The sequence below is a fragment of the Rhizobium sp. NZLR1 genome, assembly GCF_017357385.1.
Classification (GTDB): Bacteria; Pseudomonadota; Alphaproteobacteria; order Rhizobiales; family Rhizobiaceae; genus Rhizobium.
The window spans coordinates 214249-230960 of sequence record NZ_CP071637.1 but is presented as its reverse complement, the minus strand read 5'-3'; the positions used below and the strand labels follow the sequence as shown (position 1 = coordinate 230960).

Annotated in this window: 14 protein-coding genes and 1 pseudogene; 7 read left to right on the top strand and 8 right to left on the bottom strand. The window is 59.2% G+C overall.

What is annotated here, in order from left to right:
• Nucleotides 1–36 precede the first annotated feature (36 nt).
• The 7 genes from J3O30_RS32865 to J3O30_RS32835 all read left to right on the top strand — a co-directional run bounded on the left by J3O30_RS32865 (nt 37) and on the right by J3O30_RS32835 (nt 7258).
• On the top strand, nt 37–438 hold the full coding sequence (locus tag J3O30_RS32865; RefSeq protein ID WP_207586010.1) for a DoxX family protein: 402 nt from the start codon (nt 37–39) through the stop codon (nt 436–438).
• Between the two features lie 60 nt (nt 439–498).
• Nucleotides 499–1569, top strand: a complete 1071-nt coding sequence (locus J3O30_RS32860) for an LLM class flavin-dependent oxidoreductase (protein WP_207586009.1) — start codon at nt 499–501, stop codon at nt 1567–1569.
• 15 nt (nt 1570–1584) lie between these two features.
• A complete protein-coding gene (locus J3O30_RS32855) occupies nt 1585–2412 on the top strand; it encodes a pirin family protein (protein ID WP_207586008.1) in 828 nt (275 codons plus the stop codon).
• Nucleotides 2413–2451: 39 nt separating this feature from the next.
• Nucleotides 2452–3567, top strand: a complete 1116-nt coding sequence (locus J3O30_RS32850) for an FAD-dependent oxidoreductase (protein WP_207586007.1) — start codon at nt 2452–2454, stop codon at nt 3565–3567.
• 137 nt (nt 3568–3704) lie between these two features.
• Nucleotides 3705–4469, top strand: a complete 765-nt coding sequence (locus tag J3O30_RS32845) for an isochorismatase family protein (RefSeq protein WP_207586006.1) — start codon at nt 3705–3707, stop codon at nt 4467–4469.
• 279 nt (nt 4470–4748) lie between these two features.
• Nucleotides 4749–6230, top strand: a complete 1482-nt coding sequence (locus J3O30_RS32840; RefSeq protein ID WP_221166897.1) for an MFS transporter — start codon at nt 4749–4751, stop codon at nt 6228–6230.
• 5 nt (nt 6231–6235) lie between these two features.
• Nucleotides 6236–7258, top strand: a complete 1023-nt coding sequence (locus J3O30_RS32835) for an HlyD family secretion protein (protein WP_207586005.1) — start codon at nt 6236–6238, stop codon at nt 7256–7258.
• A 256-nt stretch (nt 7259–7514) separates the two neighbouring features.
• Here J3O30_RS32835 and J3O30_RS32830 read toward each other — a convergent pair.
• The 8 genes and pseudogenes from J3O30_RS32830 to J3O30_RS32795 form a co-directional block, all read right to left on the bottom strand.
• Nucleotides 7515–8790: pseudogene (locus tag J3O30_RS32830) on the bottom strand (aldehyde dehydrogenase); the annotation flags it as partial.
• A 290-nt stretch (nt 8791–9080) separates the two neighbouring features.
• Entirely contained in the window at nt 9081–9974 is an 894-nt protein-coding gene (locus J3O30_RS32825; RefSeq protein ID WP_207586004.1) for a VOC family protein, read from the bottom strand.
• A 135-nt stretch (nt 9975–10109) separates the two neighbouring features.
• Nucleotides 10110–11012 (bottom strand): fumarylacetoacetate hydrolase family protein, encoded by a 903-nt coding sequence (locus J3O30_RS32820; protein ID WP_207586003.1) that lies wholly within the window; start codon nt 11010–11012, stop codon nt 10110–10112.
• 99 nt (nt 11013–11111) lie between these two features.
• Nucleotides 11112–11471, bottom strand: a complete 360-nt coding sequence (locus J3O30_RS32815) for a cupin domain-containing protein (protein ID WP_207586002.1) — start codon at nt 11469–11471, stop codon at nt 11112–11114.
• A 31-nt stretch (nt 11472–11502) separates the two neighbouring features.
• On the bottom strand, nt 11503–13149 hold the full coding sequence (locus tag J3O30_RS32810) for a bifunctional 3-(3-hydroxy-phenyl)propionate/3-hydroxycinnamic acid hydroxylase (protein ID WP_207586001.1): 1647 nt from the start codon (nt 13147–13149) through the stop codon (nt 11503–11505).
• A gap of 29 nt (nt 13150–13178) precedes the next feature.
• Nucleotides 13179–14216, bottom strand: a complete 1038-nt coding sequence (locus tag J3O30_RS32805; RefSeq protein ID WP_207586000.1) for a 2-hydroxyacid dehydrogenase — start codon at nt 14214–14216, stop codon at nt 13179–13181.
• Nucleotides 14209–16080: an FAD-dependent monooxygenase gene (locus tag J3O30_RS32800; protein ID WP_207585999.1), complete on the bottom strand. Its 1872-nt coding sequence runs from the start codon at nt 16078–16080 to the stop codon at nt 14209–14211. The genes J3O30_RS32805 and J3O30_RS32800 overlap by 8 nt, the downstream gene beginning before the upstream one ends.
• 62 nt (nt 16081–16142) lie before the next feature.
• Nucleotides 16143–16703: a hypothetical protein gene (locus tag J3O30_RS32795; protein ID WP_207585998.1), complete on the bottom strand. Its 561-nt coding sequence runs from the start codon at nt 16701–16703 to the stop codon at nt 16143–16145.
• Nucleotides 16704–16712 lie beyond the last annotated feature (9 nt).

Sequence of the window (16712 nt, the reverse complement as noted above, 5' to 3'; positions counted from 1 at the left end):
GCCAGCTCAGCGACTCCATCACGAAGGATAAAGACAATGAGTGCGACACTTTTGGCCACTTCGGCCATCCCCAACAAGAAGATCAGGATTGCCTCCTGGGTCTTGCAGATCCTGGCGGCAGCAGCGTTCATCGCCTCCGGTAGCGCCAAGCTTGCCGGTGTGCCGATGATGGTGGCTATTTTCGACCAGATCGGGATCGGCCAGTGGTTCCGGATCGTCACCGGCCTTGTCGAGATAACCGGGGCCATTGCCCTGCTGGTCCCGGCCATCGCCGGCCTCGGCGGCCTGCTTCTTGCGACCACCATGGCGTTCGGCGTGCTCACCCATTTGCTGGTGATTGGCGGGAACCCTGGCCCGGCGATCGTTCTCCTGTTGATCACCGGCACGGTCGCGTATCTGCGGCGCGCCAGCCTCAGCAAGCTGCTCGGCGGCAGGTGACATAGAGCCCCGCCAGCCTTCAAGCGGCGCGATGGCGGGGCCACCAAAAGGACGACGATCATGCAAATCGGCATCAACAGCTTTGCGGCCCTTAATCCGGACAGCGAGACAGGCCGCGTGCCCACGTCTTGCGAGAAACTCGGTGACCTAATCGAAGAAATCGCGCTGGCTGATCAAGTTGGTATCGACGTATTCGGCGTGGGAGAGCATCACCGGCCGGACTTTGCGGACGCTTCTCCAGCCGTCATTCTGGCGGCTGCCGCGACCCGCACTCATCGCATCCGCCTAACCAGCGCCGTGTCGGTGCTAAGTACTGCGGACCCGGTTCGGCTTTTCCAGGATTTTGCAACCCTCGACCTGTTGTCGAAAGGTCGGGCCGAGCTTGTCGTCGGGCGTGGCTCGTTCGGAGAAGCCTACCCGCTGTTCGGCTATCAGCCACAGGATTACGATGGGCTCTTTGCCGAGAAGCTCGATCTGCTTCTGGCCCTTCGCGGAACAACGCATGTCAATTGGTCCGGTCGTTTTCGCGCGCCCTTGACCGGACAGGGCGTCTATCCGCGCCCCGTTCAGGACGAGATACCGGTCTGGGTCGGCGTCGGAGGCACGCCAGCCTCGTTCGCCCGAGCGGGGATGCTTGGGGTGCCGCTGATGATTGCCATTATCGGTGGATCGTTTGAGCGCTTCCGTCCCCTCATCGATCTTTATCGACGCGCCGGCATGGCGGCGGGGCATCCCCCCGATCGTCTTAAGGTCGGAATTCACGTGACCGGCTTCCTCGCAGATAGCGTGGCCGAAGCGAGGGATGCCTTCTTTCCGGGCTGGGCATACGCCTTTTCCCACGTCGGAAAAGAGCGCGGCTGGGGACCGGTCACACGGGATCAATTTGACGCCTCGTGCGGGTCGGGCGGTAGCTTTCTGATCGGTGATCCCCGTACGGTCATCGAGAAGGTCAGGAAGGCGTCTGCGACGCTCGGCGGCATCTCGCGTCTGTCGTTTCAGATGAGTGCTGCCACCTGCGGGCCGGTGAAGATGGCCCGCTCGATCGAACTGATCGGTCGTGTCGTTGCCCCTGCCCTTCGTCAGCCATCGACAATCATCCAGCTTCCTGCGGCGACGTCCGTGTCAGCCTGACAGAAGGAAACCGTCATGACCTCCCAGTCACGTCAGATCGTTTATCGTAGCGCTGGTCAGTCCCACGGGCCAATCATCCGCCTGATCAATCCAAGCGATATTGGTCAGCTCGTCAAGCCGTTCGTATTCCTGGATTTGTTTGAAATCACGACGGCACAACGGCGGGGTTTCGTGCCTCATCCCCATTCTGGCATCGCCACTTTGACGGTATTTCTGGAGGGGAGCATGACCTATCGCGACACGACCGGCAAAAGCGGTTCGCTGGCGAGCGGTGCGGTTGAATGGATGCGCGCCGGAAGCGGCGTATGGCATGGCGGTGAACCGGCGCCCGGTCAGCCCGCTCGTGGTTTCCAGCTGTGGGTCGCCCTTCCACCCGAACTCGAACTGAGCCCTGCCGAAAGCCTCTATCTCGATGCCGATCGAATTGCGCAAGTCGGTCCGGCGCGCGTCATTCTTGGAAGCTACCATGGCACGTCAAGTCCGATCGCTTATCCTGTCGCGCTTACCTACCTGTATGTTCGACTGAAGGACGGAGAGACATGGACTTATGAGCCGTCTGCCGATCATAACGTGGCCTGGCTGGCCACAAATGCCGGGAAGGTCCATACGGCGGGAACTGTTCTCGAGCGCGAGGTCGCCGTCTTTGCCCAGGGAAATGAGGCGATAAAGCTGTTGGCGGAAGGTGATACAGAGCTCGTCATAGCATCGGCCGCCAAGCATCCATATGCGTTAGTGACCGGTTCCTCGTCGGTCCACACGAGCAGGGAAAATTTGCTCGTGGGAGAGCGCACCATAGCCGACCTGCAGCGCAGTGCCCAGTTCGCGGCACTATCCGTGCGCTGAACAGCGCGGTTTTTTGCGCCCCCTAAAAGGAAGTATATCATGCACAAGAAAGCCATCCTCGTCATTGGCGGAGGGGCTGCCGGGCATCAGATCGCCTATCAATTGCGCGATGTTGCCAGCGTTACCCTTGTCGATCCTAAGACCTATTGGGAGGTGCCAATGGCGGTGCCACGGCTCCTCGTTGATCCGGCCGCACTCAGCGCTCGAATTGGATATGGCACGTTTCTCGGTAGCGGGCGGCACGTGCAGGGCAAGGTTGTGCAGCTCGGTGAAGCGGCCGCACGCGTCGCCCTTACCGATGGCGGCGAAGAGACCTTGGACTTCGACTACGCGGTCATTGCCACGGGATCACGTTATCTCGATCCCTTGATCAAGGCGCAGGCTCCAAGCGAACAGGAGCGCGCGGCGGAACTGCAGGATATGAACCAGCGCCTGAAGGCTGCCCGGTCGATAGCAGTCGTTGGCGGTGGTCCAGTCGGGATCGAGACCGCGGCGGAATTGCGAGAGACGCTGCCGGGTGCGAAAGTGACACTCATTCACGCTGGCCGGACCGTCCTCGACAAGGCACCGAGCAAATTTCCTGCATGGGCGCAGCAATATCTGCGCTCGAAAGATGTCGAGATCATCGTCAATGATCTCGTCGTCACCCCGACCCTTGGTGAACAGCCTAAGGACCGCAAGGTTGTGACGCGTGCTGGTCGCGCCGTCGCGGCCGATGTCATCATCTGGGCGGCCGGGACGCAGCCCGTCACCGATTTTGTGGCCTCCTCCTGGCCGGGAGCGGTCGACAGGAACGGGCACGTGAAGGTCGACGAACATTTGCGTGTCCCTGGCCATCCGAGAGTGTTTGCTGTCGGCGATATCACCAACCTTCCGGAAAACCGGCTTGCCATTATCGCCGGCCTTCACGCCAAGTCTGTCGTCGCCAATATCAAGAAGCTGCTCTCGGCAAGAGAGGGGTCAGATATGCGGCTTAAGCCCTACAAGCCGGCCCGACCCGGAAAGGGTATGGGCAGGATGATGGTGGTCACGCTTGGCCGAACGGATGGGCTGACTTCGCTACCCTTCGGTCAATTCCGCGCATCGTTCCTCGCCAAGAAGATCAAAGCCCACGACATGCTCGTTGGTATGTCGCGGAAGGCATTGGGCCTTTGAGTAGCGCCCGATGCCTCAAGGATCCTCATTAAGGAGGAAACCAGCGGTGACATGAGCAATCGAACGCCTAACGCAATGCCGGACAGCAATCCCGTACTGGGACACATCGTCCGGACCCATCAAACAGGACAACTAAGATGACAGACACGCCAAACCCAAATGGCGCTGAGTTGCACACGGATATCTCGCGCCGCGCGCTTCTTTCAACGATCGCCGGAGCCGCTGCCCTGAGCATCGTCGCTCCGACACCATCCAATGCAGAAGCAATCAAGTCAAATAGTCCCACCACCAAGGAAAGTACCATGAGCTCGGGTAAAGTTCACTTCACGCCGGAAAACTCCGCTATCCTCCTCGTCGATCACCAGCCGGGCGTCCTTGGCATGGTCGGTAGCCTTCCGCATGATGTGGTCATTCGCAACACTTCGATGCTGGCACGCCTCGGTGACCAACTTGGGATTCCGTTGGTGATCACCTCTACCCGGGAAACGATCGAGTTCCTTGGCACGACGCTCAAGGAAGTGCGTGAAGCCGCGCCGACAGCCTACGAGAAGCGTATCCGTCGCGGTGGCTCCCTCGATGCCTTCTCTGATCCGGCCTTTGTCGCGGCGGTTAAGGCGACAGGCCGTAAGAACCTCATCATCGCCGGCATTCTGACGGATGTTTGCCTGGCGCATTCAGTGAAGTCGGCGCTTGCTGCCGGCTACCACGTCGAAGTTGTCGCCGACGCCAGTGGAACCACCACGCCGCTCGCTGACGCTGTGACCTATGATTTGCTGCGAGATCTCGGCGCAACGGTCACCACCGCCTATGGCGTCTTGTTCGATCTCTATCCGGATCTGTCCAAGCCCGAAGGGCTCAAAGCCGAAGCTGTGGCCACGGCTTCCGCTGCCCCTTCGAAGTAACAATCGATCGCCTATCCCGCCACGCAAGAGTATCGGGACATCACCGATGGCGGCCGCGGGATAGGCTCGAAGATTTGTGCTCGAAAACACAAGCAGACTCTAAAAATTTCGGCGTTGCTGATCCGGTGCTCCAAGCCAGGATCTGAATCGGGTTCAATAGGTGTTTCAATGGCTGGCCTGGGAATTTCGCCTGGCTCGGAGGCGTTTGTCATGTCTGGATCTTCCGAGACGCCGGTGCCTGCCGGTCCGCCGCCGCTGACGCTGCGGTCTTCGTCCGCTTTGCTTGGCATCTTCGTCTCGGCGATGATGGCGGGGCTCAACAGCCGAAGTGGCGCTCTGGGATTGGCAGACGTCCGTGGCGCTCTCGGCTTTGGCACGGACGACGCATCGTGGCTCAACACCTTCTATTCGGCCGGTGAGCTGATGGCGATGCCGTTCACCACTTGGTTTGCGATTACCTTCACTGTGCGGCGGTTTCATCTGACCATGCTGACGGCTTCCGCGCTGATCGCGGCAGTCGTGCCATTGACGGTGAACCTGAACCTGCTTCTCACCCTGCGCCTCGTACAAGGCATTACCGCCGGTGCGCTTATCCCGATCCTTATGATGATGGCGCTCAGTATGTTGCCACCACCGATCCGCCTCCATGGGCTTGCGCTATATGCGATGACCGCGACCTTCGCACCAAATGTCGCCATCTGGATTGTCGGACAATGGACAGATATCGTCATCGATTGGCGCTGGCTTTACTGGCAGTTCATCCCTGTCGCCCTGATCTCAGGTGGACTGGTCGCCTGGGCTCTGCCGAAAGTGCCGGTACAATGGAAGCGATTCTCTTCAATCAATTGGACTTCGCTCGCTGTCGGGCTGCCCGGTCTGTTCCTGATGGTCGTGGCTCTCGATCAGGCGAACCGTCTCGACTGGTTCAATTCGCCGCTTGTCAGCAGCGCGTTGACCGCAGGCGCAATCTGCCTCGTGGCATTTGCCATATCCGAATGGTCGCATCCTGCTCCCTTTATCAAGTTCCAGCTGCTGGCGCGGCGGAACCTGGCAGTCGGTTTCACGATCTTCATATTCCTCCTCACGACATTTCTATCGGGTACGGTGCTGCCAACTTCGTTCATGACTTCGAACTGGGGCTATCGTGCACTACAAAACGCGCCGATCGGCTTGATCATCGGGCTGCCGCAACTGATCGCAGGCTCTCTTGTGGCGCTACTGCTTTACCGCAAATGGGTGGATGCCCGTTACGTCATGGCCGCAGGCCTCACATTAGTCGGTCTTGCATGCCTGCGAGCGGCGCAACTCGATGCACTGTGGACGTGGGAGCAGCTCATTCCGGTCCAGATCCTTCATGCGATTGGCCAGCCTATGGCGGTGGTCTCCATGCTGTTCCTTGCGACGTCCGTCGTGCAGCCGATGGAGGGCCAATACATCTCGGGCTTCGTCAATGTCTCGCGGTCGCTCGCAACGGTCATGGGCGGGGCGTTCGTCAATCACCTCCTCGAGATCCGCGAGCATTTTCACTCCTGGCTTTTGACAGATCGATTTGGAATGATCGCTCAAATACTCCCGCAAGCGGCGAATGCCGCCGACGTCAGCAGCATATTCGATACGCAGGCGCTGACGCTGGCCACAGCCGATGTCTATCGCGTCCTCGGCCTCCTCGCCTTCCTGCTCGTGCCTCTCACGCTTGCAATGCAATACATCCCCGCGCCGAATTTGCCTTCCAAGGCGCTCGGATCCAAGAACAACGGATAAAACCCATGCGTATCCCCGGGCCATTTCTTATAGCTGTCGCTCTCGCCGCTTCCGCCGGCTTTTATGTCTATTTCAATCGTGCGGAGTCGTCTTCTGCCACACAATCCACCGACGATGCCTATGTTCAAGCAGATTTCACCAATGTCGCCTCGCGTATCGGAGGCGTCGTTTCTAAAGTGCTCGTCGAGGAGAACAAGCTCGTATCCGCAGGCGACACGGTGGTTGTGCTCGACGACCGCGATCTGAGAATCGCGTTGCAGAATGCGGAAGCGGCTTTGACAGCGGGCGAAGCCAGCACAAGAACCACCGAGGCTCAGATTCGGCAGCAAGGTGCGATAATCGCGCAGGCCTCTGCCAAAGTCGAGGCCGACGATGCCATGCTCGCCCTGGCGCAAACGAACGAGTTGCGGGCAAAGTCACTGATAGAAAACAATGCGACCGCCCAGCAAGGCTATGACAAGGCCGTGGCCGACCTTGCGACAGCCGTTGCGACCCATGCGAGCGACGTGGCAGCGTTGGATGCGGCCAAGGCGCAAATCGATATCCTCAATAGTCAACTCGAAGGCTCGCACGCAGCTCTCGCCCAGGCCCGTACCAAACTCGCAGACGCTAGGCTACAGCTCTCATATGCCACAATCACCGCGCCGATTTCCGGTACGGTCGGTCAGAAATCGGTCCGAACTGGCGCCTATATCGGCGTCGGCACTTCGCTCCTGTCCATTGTGCCGCTGGATCAGATATACGTGCGTGCCAATTTTCGTGAAACCCAGTTGGCGCGTGTGCGTTCGGGGCAGAGTGTCATTATCACCGTGGACGCTCTTCCCAATCTCGAATTCAAGGGTGCCGTCGACAGCATTGGGCCAGCAAGCGGATCCACTTATTCAGCCGTCGCATCGCAAAACGCGACTGGGAACTTCACCAAGATTGCACAGCGTCTGCCAGTTCGCATTCACCTTGAGCCTGGGCAGAAGGGGGCCGACAGTCTAAGAGTTGGAATGTCCGTCGTTCCTGAAATCCGTGTCGATTAGTGCGCGTTTCGCCCTGTTTGATAGCCGGATCCTCAGGACCTGCAGAGAACATTCTGAAGTGTTTGGTTCGCAATGCGCGCTTTTGCAAAGACCGGCAGTTTTTCGAGCGCGCCGCCTCTTGCTTTCACCGTTGGACGCACACGCTTTTTTGGATCACTTAGGCCAGACCCTCTCCTGCCTCTCAGGCAATGATCGAGGATCAAATCGAGCCAGACGAGCACTATACCACCCGCCTGGCATCGAAATCCTCACCAGTCTAGAAGGGATAATGCTGGTTCGGGTCCTCAATCGTGATCCAGCGTAGATCGGTAAATTCGTTGATTGCTGCCTTGCCACCAAAGCGCCCATAACCGGAATTCTTCATTCCGCCGAAGGGCATCTGCGCTTCGTCATGGACCGTGGGACCGTTGATGTGGCAGATGCCGGAATCGATCCGCGTCGCAATAGCCATCGCTCGTTGGACGTCACGGCTGTAAACCGACGCGGACAACCCGTATTCGGTATCATTGGCAACCCGAACGGCCTCGTCTTCGTCCTTCACGCGAATAATCGGTTTGACGGGACCGAAGGACTCCTCGTCGAAACTGCGCATTCCGGGTTTTACGTGGTCGAGCAGCGTCGCTTGCACGACGGAGCCGGTCCGCTTGCCGCCAGCGATCACTTTCGCGCCCTTCTTGACGCCGTCGGCAATAAACTCTTCCATTTTATCCGCGGCCTCAGACGATACGAGCGATCCAAGAACGACATGCCCGCGGGGGTCGCCGGCAGCAAGCGTCGCCGCCGCGCCGAAAGCTTCGCGATGAACTCATCTGCTACCTTTTCGTCGACGATGATGCGTTCGGTTGACATGCAGATCTGACCGGCATTCGCAAACGAGCCGAAGATGGCGCCATTGACGGCCGCATCGATATCCGCGTCGTCCAGAACGATAAGTGGGGCCTTTCCGCCAAGCTCAAGCAGCGCGGGTTTAAGATAGCGCCCGCAGAGTTCGCCGATGATGCGACCAATCTTGGTCGAGCCGGTGAAATTCACCCGCTTGACCTCACGCACAACGATCAGCGCTTTCACTACCCTGGCGGCATCTTCGGGTGCATTGGTGATAACGTTGACCACACCGGCCGACAATCCCTCTTCAACGAGTGCCTGCCCAGTGAGAACATGCAAACCGGGGCAGACCTCAGACGCTTTCAAGATCACTGTGTTACCGCAGGCGAGCGCCACCGCGATCGCACGGGTTCCCGGGATGTTGGGTGCGTTCCACGGTGCTATCCAGACGCAGACGCCTGCCGGCTGGCGGACGGCCATCGACAGAGTACCGGTTTGTCGGACGGAATGACCTCTCCCTGGATCTGAGTCGTCATGGCGGCCGCCTCGCGCAGGATCCCCGCGGCAAGCATCGTATTGAAACCGGCCCACGGCGCCGTTCCGCCGGTCTCTTCGATCATAATCCTGGCAACCTCTTCAGACTTGGAGGCCAGGATGTCTGCTGCTTTCGTCAGAAACGCGCGCCGCTCACCCGGGCCGGATACCGCCGGGCCGCTATCGCCAGCTCCGCAGGAGCGGTGCTGACAACACTGGTCAACTTGCTGCAGAATATCACGATTGGCCATGACGACCGGCAGACCGGCACCAATCGAACGCTAATACATGTCAGGAGACTTGTGCATCAACCCACTGAGGTGATCCGGACCAAAAATGTCGCCCGTCAACTGCAACTGAGAGCCAATGACGTCTGCAAGAATGTCATTTCCCAAATAAAGGATACCCTGTCTCCCGACAGCAGTTGGACTTGGAATTCGCAGCCCGGCGCTAGCAGATCATCCTATCGGGAAGTGATAATCTCCGTCGTCGGCAATACTCCGTGGGAACGGAACTCTGTCGCATCATATTTGGACCATTGCGTTGCCCAATCGATCGTTGCCGACGACATATGGTTGACCGGTGCATTGTCGTCATAGATGTGACGCATATCGGCATAGAGTTCGACAACGGCGCCTGTCGGCTCCACATAATAAGCCGCGATATTGCGGCCGCTTTCACCATGGCGTACGGGCCCCATCAGTAGTCGCGAGCCCGCCTCCCAAAGGCGGTCGCCCAGTTCGCCGAGTTGCACGAGGCTCTGAACTTGCCAGGCATGATGATGTAAGGTTCCTCGCCCTGTGATGAGCGCTATTCCATGGTGTTCGGAGTTGCACCGCAGAAAGTAGCCAAAGCCATCGCCGATGACATCACTGATCTTGAAATCGAGAATCTTGACCAGAAATTCCGCATAAGCCGTCGGATTTTTGGGGTGGAGGTTGATATGGCCGTAGCGCTCCGGCCGGTGAGGCAACGGCACGTATGACTGGCTCAGCATGTCGACATAGATTTCGTAGACAAAGCCCTCCGGTCCTTCAAAACTGAACCCGTCCGCCACCCCCGGTAATAACGGGGTTTCGGCCACCACCCGCAATCCCGCTTCCCGGACCCGCAGGCGGATGGAATCGAGCCCGTTCAGGTCCGCGGCGACCAGTCCGAAGTGACCGACCGCATTTGACGGAGCATCCAGATAAACGAGCTCATGATGCAGACGTGCAGCTGACGACAGGAAAATGCCGTTTCCCGTACGAAGGGTCTCTGTCAGTCCGAGAATGCTCTTCGCATGGTCTCCAGCAGCGGTTAGATCCTGCGAGTGCAGGCACACATATCCCATACGCGCGATCGCTCCCCATGACATATCAGTTCTCCTTCTTTGTAGCTGAAATCATTTTCGCCCAGCGCACCCGGGTTTCTCGGTCGCCAAATCCCTGACTGACCGCGTGGCGATTTTCCGAATACGTCCTTCGTCTTCACGACCCGGAGCCGGATTTGTCTATGGCGACCGATTGGCAACAGCAGAAATCGGATACTCCTTGCCAACGCCGGACAAGCGTCTTTCGTCGGTCACCCTATTGCTGAGGATACCGATGCCCGAAATTTCCACCTCGACGCGGTCGCCGTCCCGCATCCACAGGGGCGGCGTTCGCTTGGAACCGACACCGCCTGGCGTGCCGGAAACGATGACATCGCCAGGAACAAGCGGAAGGATTGTGGAGCAATAGGCGATCAACGAAGGTATCGAGGTAATCATCAGATCAAGCGACGTGTGTTGGACCGTCTGTCCGTTGAGCCGCGTTGTCAGTGTCAGCCTGGTGGGATCCGGGATCTCGTCCGTCGTCACCATCCAGGGACCGAAGGCACCGGTGGATGCAAAGGTCTTACCCGGCATGAATTGGCTTGTATGTTTTTGCCAGTCGCGAACCGATCCATCATTGTAGCAGGCATATCCGGCGACGTGTCTCAGCGCCTGCGCCTCCTCAATGCGACGACCGCCCTTGCCGATGATGACGGCGAGCTCTCCCTCATAGTCAAACTCATCCGATTCATGGGGTTTTACCAACGGCTGCCCCTGTCCGACCTGGCTTCCGCTATATCTCGCGAACAAAACCGGCCTGGCCGTCACGCTGCGCCCGCTTTCAACGACATGATCATGATAGTTCAAACCCACACAGATGATTTTATCGGGATTGGGGATAACCGGCGCAAAGGCGACGTCATCGGTTGAGATGTCTGCCTCGCTGCTCGCCAGCGGGCCAAGCCGATCCAGAAAGCCGGCAGCGAGGAAGTCACGGAGCGTCGGGGCTTCCGGAAAACGGCGGCCAAGATCGACAAGGCCGCCCTCAACGACGAGCCCGTAACTTGTGCGCCCGGCAATCTCAAAGGAAGTCAACTTCATGAGGATATCTCCCGATTGTTCATAAGGATGGAAAAGGCGCCACCAGCGCGTCTGCTCGCCCGATGGCGACAGCGCGCGGGTTGGTCCGGCTAGGGCATTTCAGGTCGCTTCCGCATCGCCGGAGGCCTCGAAGTCGTCGCGGTTGATGCAATGAGGCAGATAGTCTTTTCGAAGCGGCGCGAACACGTCGATGTTCAGCACCCTCTCGCTTCCAAGGGGCTCGCCGCCATGCGGCAATCCGCCGGGTATGTAGACAGCTGCCGGCGCCGCGACATCTTTGATCTCGCTACCGAGAAAGAACCGCATCCTTCCCGAGAGGACGAGGCTCACCTGATCGAACGGATGGGAATGTTGCCCAATGGATTTATAGCCAGCCTCGAGCCAATTGATCGTTATCAGGGCGTTCTCGGCGCGAATTCCCGTCCGCGAAAGTCCGTCCCGCACGATATCAAGCCGCATGCTCTCAAGCTCAAAGACGCGGGCGTGCTGTTCAGGCATCGTGGCCTCCATAAATGGGCAAAGAAGGGGCAAGCGCCGGTCGCCCGTGAGTTTGAAGGGTTTGAACGGGCGCATGCAGGAAGAGGGCAAACCTCTTTACCAAGTCCGCCTGCCCGGCCGCGGTGAAGGCTGCGGCAACATAGCGATCCGGCCTTACGAGAAGGAAGGTCGGCTGCCGGGCGACCGGTTCGGCCAGCCAGCCGTCCAAGTCGCGGATTTCTCCCTCAGCCTGGCTTTGATTGGCGGTGCCAAGCACCACCCTCTTTGCTCCGATCGCGGCCCAGAAGGGATCGAGCCCCTCGAACGGCCGCGATCCGTCGCAGGCAAGGCATAGGATCGCCCATCTGGCACCAAGCGCTGCATCAAGAGGCACCCTTTCGCCGCTTTCAAGTAGGACACGCGGTTGAGGCAATTGGCTGCCGACCAGCCGTCGAAGATGTGGCTCGACATCGGGTTCGGGAACTTGGGCGACCCCATTCGAATAGTCGACCACCTTGATGAAACGCATGCCGGCCAACCAGTTCCGCACGGAGGGATGAAGCGACAAAGCACGGATGACTACGTCGCGGAGGCGGGTAAGACGGCCTCTCATCATCACCACCTTGCCGATACGACCCGAGATCCTGATCATGTCGAGCGCGTGAGAGCGCCGCTCAACCTCATAAGTATCGAGGAGTTGGTCTGAACCGCGGCCAGCGATGACCTCGGCCAATTTCCAGGCAAGATTGGACGCGTCGCGGATGCCCGTATTCAGGCCTTGGCCTGCGAAGGGCGGCATCAAATGGGCGGCATCGCCGATCAGAAAGGCGCGCCCGACCCGGTATCGTTCGGCAATTCTTCTATGCGCGACATAAACGCTTGCTCGCCTGACGTCGCGATCTTGAAGGTCTGGCCGAAAAGGCTTCGCCAGGCTCCGGATCATATCAGGCTTGGTCATTTCGTTCGCATCTTCATGCGCAAACAACATGAACTCGATACGCAGCCGCCCTCCAACGCCCGGTACGATCACATGCGGACGCTTTCCGTCGCAATGAAATTCGGCAGCCTTTTCATACCGACTGCGCTCATTGAGGAGATCGATGACGATCCATCTCTCGACCTGGGTAGAGCCCTCGAGTTTGATACCGAGCGCTTCGCGCGTGAAGCTTCGGCCGCCATCCGCGCCGATGAGCCATGGGGCCTTGAGCTCAGAAGGCCCATCCTCGCCCGAGATCGCCAGTGTCACGGTTCCAGCGTCCTGCCGCAGCCCAGTCGCCTCCGTCGCGTTCAGGAGCGTTATCCCGGCACGCATGCGGGCAGCACGATAGAGTTCCTGCTCCATCACCGGCTGATCGAATTGAGACTTGCTCGGAAAGCCGGTCCTCGACGATGCGGGTTTGGAACTCAATAGCAGGCGCTGACCCACGCCATAGTAGCGTGACCCGGTATCGAGATTGGCTTCCGCGGCCAGCCGATCCGCAATGCCGATCCTGGACAAAGTCCGGAATGTCTCGTCAACCATGCTGATGGCGCGGGGCAGATCGCTCGGGCCAGCAGCCTGTTCCACGACCACAACCCTTGCGCCCGCGTCGGCAAGGAGGCACGCTGCCGCCAACCCGACGGGACCAGCTCCGACAACAATGACATCATGTTCAGTCACGGCTTTTCTCCCACCGCTGCTCTCTTTTTTCAGTCTGACTTGCCGTTGAGTGTCACCAGCCTCGCGCGCCACAGCGGCTCTGCTTCCGGGTTTTTGCAGATGAGCGGAAGCTCGCCCTGCAGGATCCGGGTGACGTTCTCTACAAGCGCAGGGCACAATGCCGAGACGCCCTCTTTCGTGTGACCAATGCTGTGCGGTGTGAGCAGAACGTTGTCTAACCGTCGCAAAGGACTGTCGAGCGGCAGGGGTTCGGTGGCGAAAGCGTCCAGCGCTGCGCCTGCTATGCGACGCTCGCGCAAAGCCTCAATCAATGCCGGCTCGTCAACGATGGCTCCGCGTGCCGTGTTGATCAGGAAGGCGTCCTCCTTCATCAGCGAAAGTTGCTGTGCCCCGATCATGCCGCGTGTCTCGTCGGTCAACCCTGTCAGCACCGCGACCACGTCACTCTCTCGCATCAGATCAGCAAGTTCGACCTTCTGAACGAATTGCGGCAGGTCGCTTTCGCTGGTGCGCGGCGAACAGGTGATGATCCGGGCACCGAATGGCTTGAGCCTGGAAGCAACCTCGCGTGCAATGCGCCCAAACCCGATCATGCCGACGGTCTTACGTGCGATCTGTCGTGCAAATGGAACGGCACCGCGCCACTCTCCGCGCGCCATCAAGCCCAAGCTTCTTTGGACGTCGTAAAGCGACATCAGCATCAGCATCACAGTCGCTTCTGCCATTCCGACGGTGTTCTCCTGAACGGCGCCGTGGCCAACGATGATTCCGAGATCTGTGGCGGCCCGAACATCCAAGGTTTCAACCCCAGTCACGGGAAAACAGATTCCCCGCAATCGCGGCGCGGCGCTCATCAGCGTACGGGAACATTCGTGACGCGTGGTTAGAACCGCAACGTCTGCCTCTTTGAAAAGGGCGTCCTGTTCTTGCCTGGAATATCGTTTGATCGCTCCGCAGTCATCCGGCGGCCCCCGGACAATGCAATGCCCTTTCGCGGTCAAGACTTGCGACACACGTTCGAGCAGATCGGTCTGCCCGGTATCTCCGCAAATGAATATCCTAGCCATCGATCATTCCGCCGACTGGGATTTCGGACCGAAGCGCCGTTCGATTCTTACCGTTTTCGACCATGACACCTGCGGGCGTCTCCCCGCTCGTGAGATTGGTCCGGTTGCCGCCTAAGATCAGATTAAGCGCATCCTCCAGCACCTTCTCCGGTTCAGCCGCTCCCTCCAGGCAGCGCCAGGCAACGAACCGGTCCGGCCGTACCAGCACGGCGCCGGTTTTTCCAAATTCCCGCTGGCGCTCCCATTCCCGTCGCATATCAAGGCGATCGCCGCTGGTTGCTCCCAAAGTGAAAGCTTTGAGCTTCAGCCCCCGTCTTGCCGCCACAACGCTCGCGGCCTCGCACCACGCCCGGCCTTCCTCTCCCGCAATCAACGTGAAATGGCCGCCGCCCAATTCGTCTGCGAGCAAGCTCGATCCATGCGCGTCTTCGACGATCGCGTTGGGAACGCTATGACCGGGTTGGGTCGAGGGACGATAGATCTGAATCTCGTCGAGAGATTCTGGCTCTGACGAACCAGCTCCAACGACGGCGCCTGCTTGATAGGCATAGCCGAAATTGACATTGAGATGGTTGTATGTAGTCAGGCTTGCGACGAGCGCGGTGGACAAATTTGCGCGCAACCGACCGGCTTCCTGCCCCTCGCCGGACCACAGCAAATGCAGGCTCTCCCACATTTCCTCTTTGCTGCGTCCACCGCCATATTCGAGTGCGGCACCCATGAGCCGCGCATTTTGCCAATTCGAGAATGCGGAGGCGACCGTACGTTCCGCAACCGGACGCCGCTCGGCAGCATAGCTATCGAGCAAGGCATCACTTGCGGCACCTTGCAGCACGGCGGCTATTTTCCAGCAAAGGTTATAGGCATCCTGGACCGCCGTGTTCAGGCCGTGGCCTCCCGACGGCGGCATTCGATGAGCTGCATCGCCAAGGATGAAACAGCGTCCTACCCGCAGCCGCGAAGCGACGACGGCGTCCAGGGGCCAATGATTGATGACATGAATCTCAGGCTCGAGATCCGGAATGCCCAAGCTCTCTCGCATCAGTGCAAGACAGGTTTGCTCATCGTACTGCTTGTGATCTCCAGGAAACGAGATGAAGTGGAGAACCCACTCTTCCGACTGAGGTCCCCAGCGGTCCGGCCCAACTGGCACCAGAACGCAAGGCCGTCCCGCATCGGGATTGAATATGGTCCTGATGAGAACCTCGGGATCGCGAGCCCAGCTGGACAGATCGGCGCTGAAGTGAACGGTGACATTCGTGGCTACGGCAAGGTCGCCATCCATCGTTACCCCAATTTGTGGGCCAACCGCCCTCCCCCCGTCGCACGCAAGCAAATAGCGCGCCCTGACCTGGTAAAGCTGAGAGGTCAGCCCGTCCTTCAACGTGGCGATGACACCATCATCGTCCTGCTTCAGGCTGACAAAACTGTTGTTGAATCGGACCCTATCGGCGGCCAATTCCTCGGCGTGGCGTCGAAGAAGCGGTTCCAGACGGCTCTGAGTGAGGTTGGCATAGGGCGTCGAACTTGCTCGCCGCCAGTCGATGTCCTCGTGGCCGCGTCCCCACGCTCCCAATCGTGCGATCTCTCGTCCATGGTCAGGGGAGGGTCCGCCCAAGCCCGCATACCATCCCACATATTGCATATTCGCTGGCGGTGTCGCCTGAGCCCGGATCATGGGTTCCAGGCCCAGTTCGCGAAATATCTCCATCGTCTTCATCGACAGGAGATGGGCCTTGGGCAAACGCGACGTCTCGGGATACTTGCTGACGAGCAGGGTGTCGACACCATAGGTCGACAACAGCATCGACGCCACAAGACCGGTCGCCCCTCCTCCAATTATAAGCACATCGACCTCTTCCATATTCTCCTCCCTGTGCCTGGCACTACCACTCCCTCCGTCAACGCGACGGACGACAATAATCCTCACGGGTCCGACTGTCGGTCGGCCCGCCTCCATCGTCTTCGCTTTTGCTGACCTGCGGCCCCTCGTCCGTTATTTCGGTGCCCCGGCTCGCCGCGCCCGGAGAAAGTCAACGTCCACCCCTCCCAGGGAGATTCGACATTCTCAGTAGTCATCTCGGCTGGAACCGTCACTTCAAGTATCTGGGCGCCGGACGGCTCACCAAGCTCCATGTGGATGACGCCGCCAGGAATCATCAATGCGTCACCCTCGCCAAGGGTGACGATGTGCGTTGGGCTGAAGGCGATGTGGATCTCGCCTTTTATCCCGAAGAGAAACTGCATGTCACAGCGATGTAGATGCCAACCGGTCGGCTGATTGTCGCCCTCCTCGGCAATGATCACTTGGGCTCGCATGGCACCGTCTGTTGCTGCGGTTACCCCCAGCTCCCTGTACTTCACCCAGGCGCGCCGGCCCGGGACATAGTCAGGATCAGCGCCGTGCGACACCGCAACTTTCTTAGCCGAAAAGGGTCTGTCCTTGGCAACGTCCGGGCTGTCGAGAAGAAACGTTCCGTTGTTCATGTCCGTCCT

Excerpts from the sequence above, each read along its gene's own strand:
- J3O30_RS32865 (WP_207586010.1), top strand. The coding sequence starts at position 37 with ATGAGTGCGACACTTTTGGCCACTTCGGCCATCCCCAACAAGAAGATC.
- J3O30_RS32860 (WP_207586009.1), top strand. The coding sequence starts at position 499 with ATGCAAATCGGCATCAACAGCTTTGCGGCCCTTAATCCGGACAGCGAG.
- J3O30_RS32850 (WP_207586007.1), top strand. The coding sequence starts at position 2,452 with ATGCACAAGAAAGCCATCCTCGTCATTGGCGGAGGGGCTGCCGGGCAT.
- J3O30_RS32800 (WP_207585999.1), bottom strand. The coding sequence starts at position 16,080 with ATGGAAGAGGTCGATGTGCTTATAATTGGAGGAGGGGCGACCGGTCTT.
- J3O30_RS32820 (WP_207586003.1), bottom strand. The coding sequence starts at position 11,012 with ATGAAGTTGACTTCCTTTGAGATTGCCGGGCGCACAAGTTACGGGCTC.
- J3O30_RS32835 (WP_207586005.1), top strand. The coding sequence starts at position 6,236 with ATGCGTATCCCCGGGCCATTTCTTATAGCTGTCGCTCTCGCCGCTTCC.
- J3O30_RS32815 (WP_207586002.1), bottom strand. The coding sequence starts at position 11,471 with ATGCGGCTTGATATCGTGCGGGACGGACTTTCGCGGACGGGAATTCGC.
- J3O30_RS32855 (WP_207586008.1), top strand. The coding sequence starts at position 1,585 with ATGACCTCCCAGTCACGTCAGATCGTTTATCGTAGCGCTGGTCAGTCC.
- J3O30_RS32845 (WP_207586006.1), top strand. The coding sequence starts at position 3,705 with ATGACAGACACGCCAAACCCAAATGGCGCTGAGTTGCACACGGATATC.
- J3O30_RS32825 (WP_207586004.1), bottom strand. The coding sequence starts at position 9,974 with ATGTCATGGGGAGCGATCGCGCGTATGGGATATGTGTGCCTGCACTCG.
- J3O30_RS32795 (WP_207585998.1), bottom strand. The coding sequence starts at position 16,703 with ATGAACAACGGAACGTTTCTTCTCGACAGCCCGGACGTTGCCAAGGAC.
- J3O30_RS32805 (WP_207586000.1), bottom strand. The coding sequence starts at position 14,216 with ATGGCTAGGATATTCATTTGCGGAGATACCGGGCAGACCGATCTGCTC.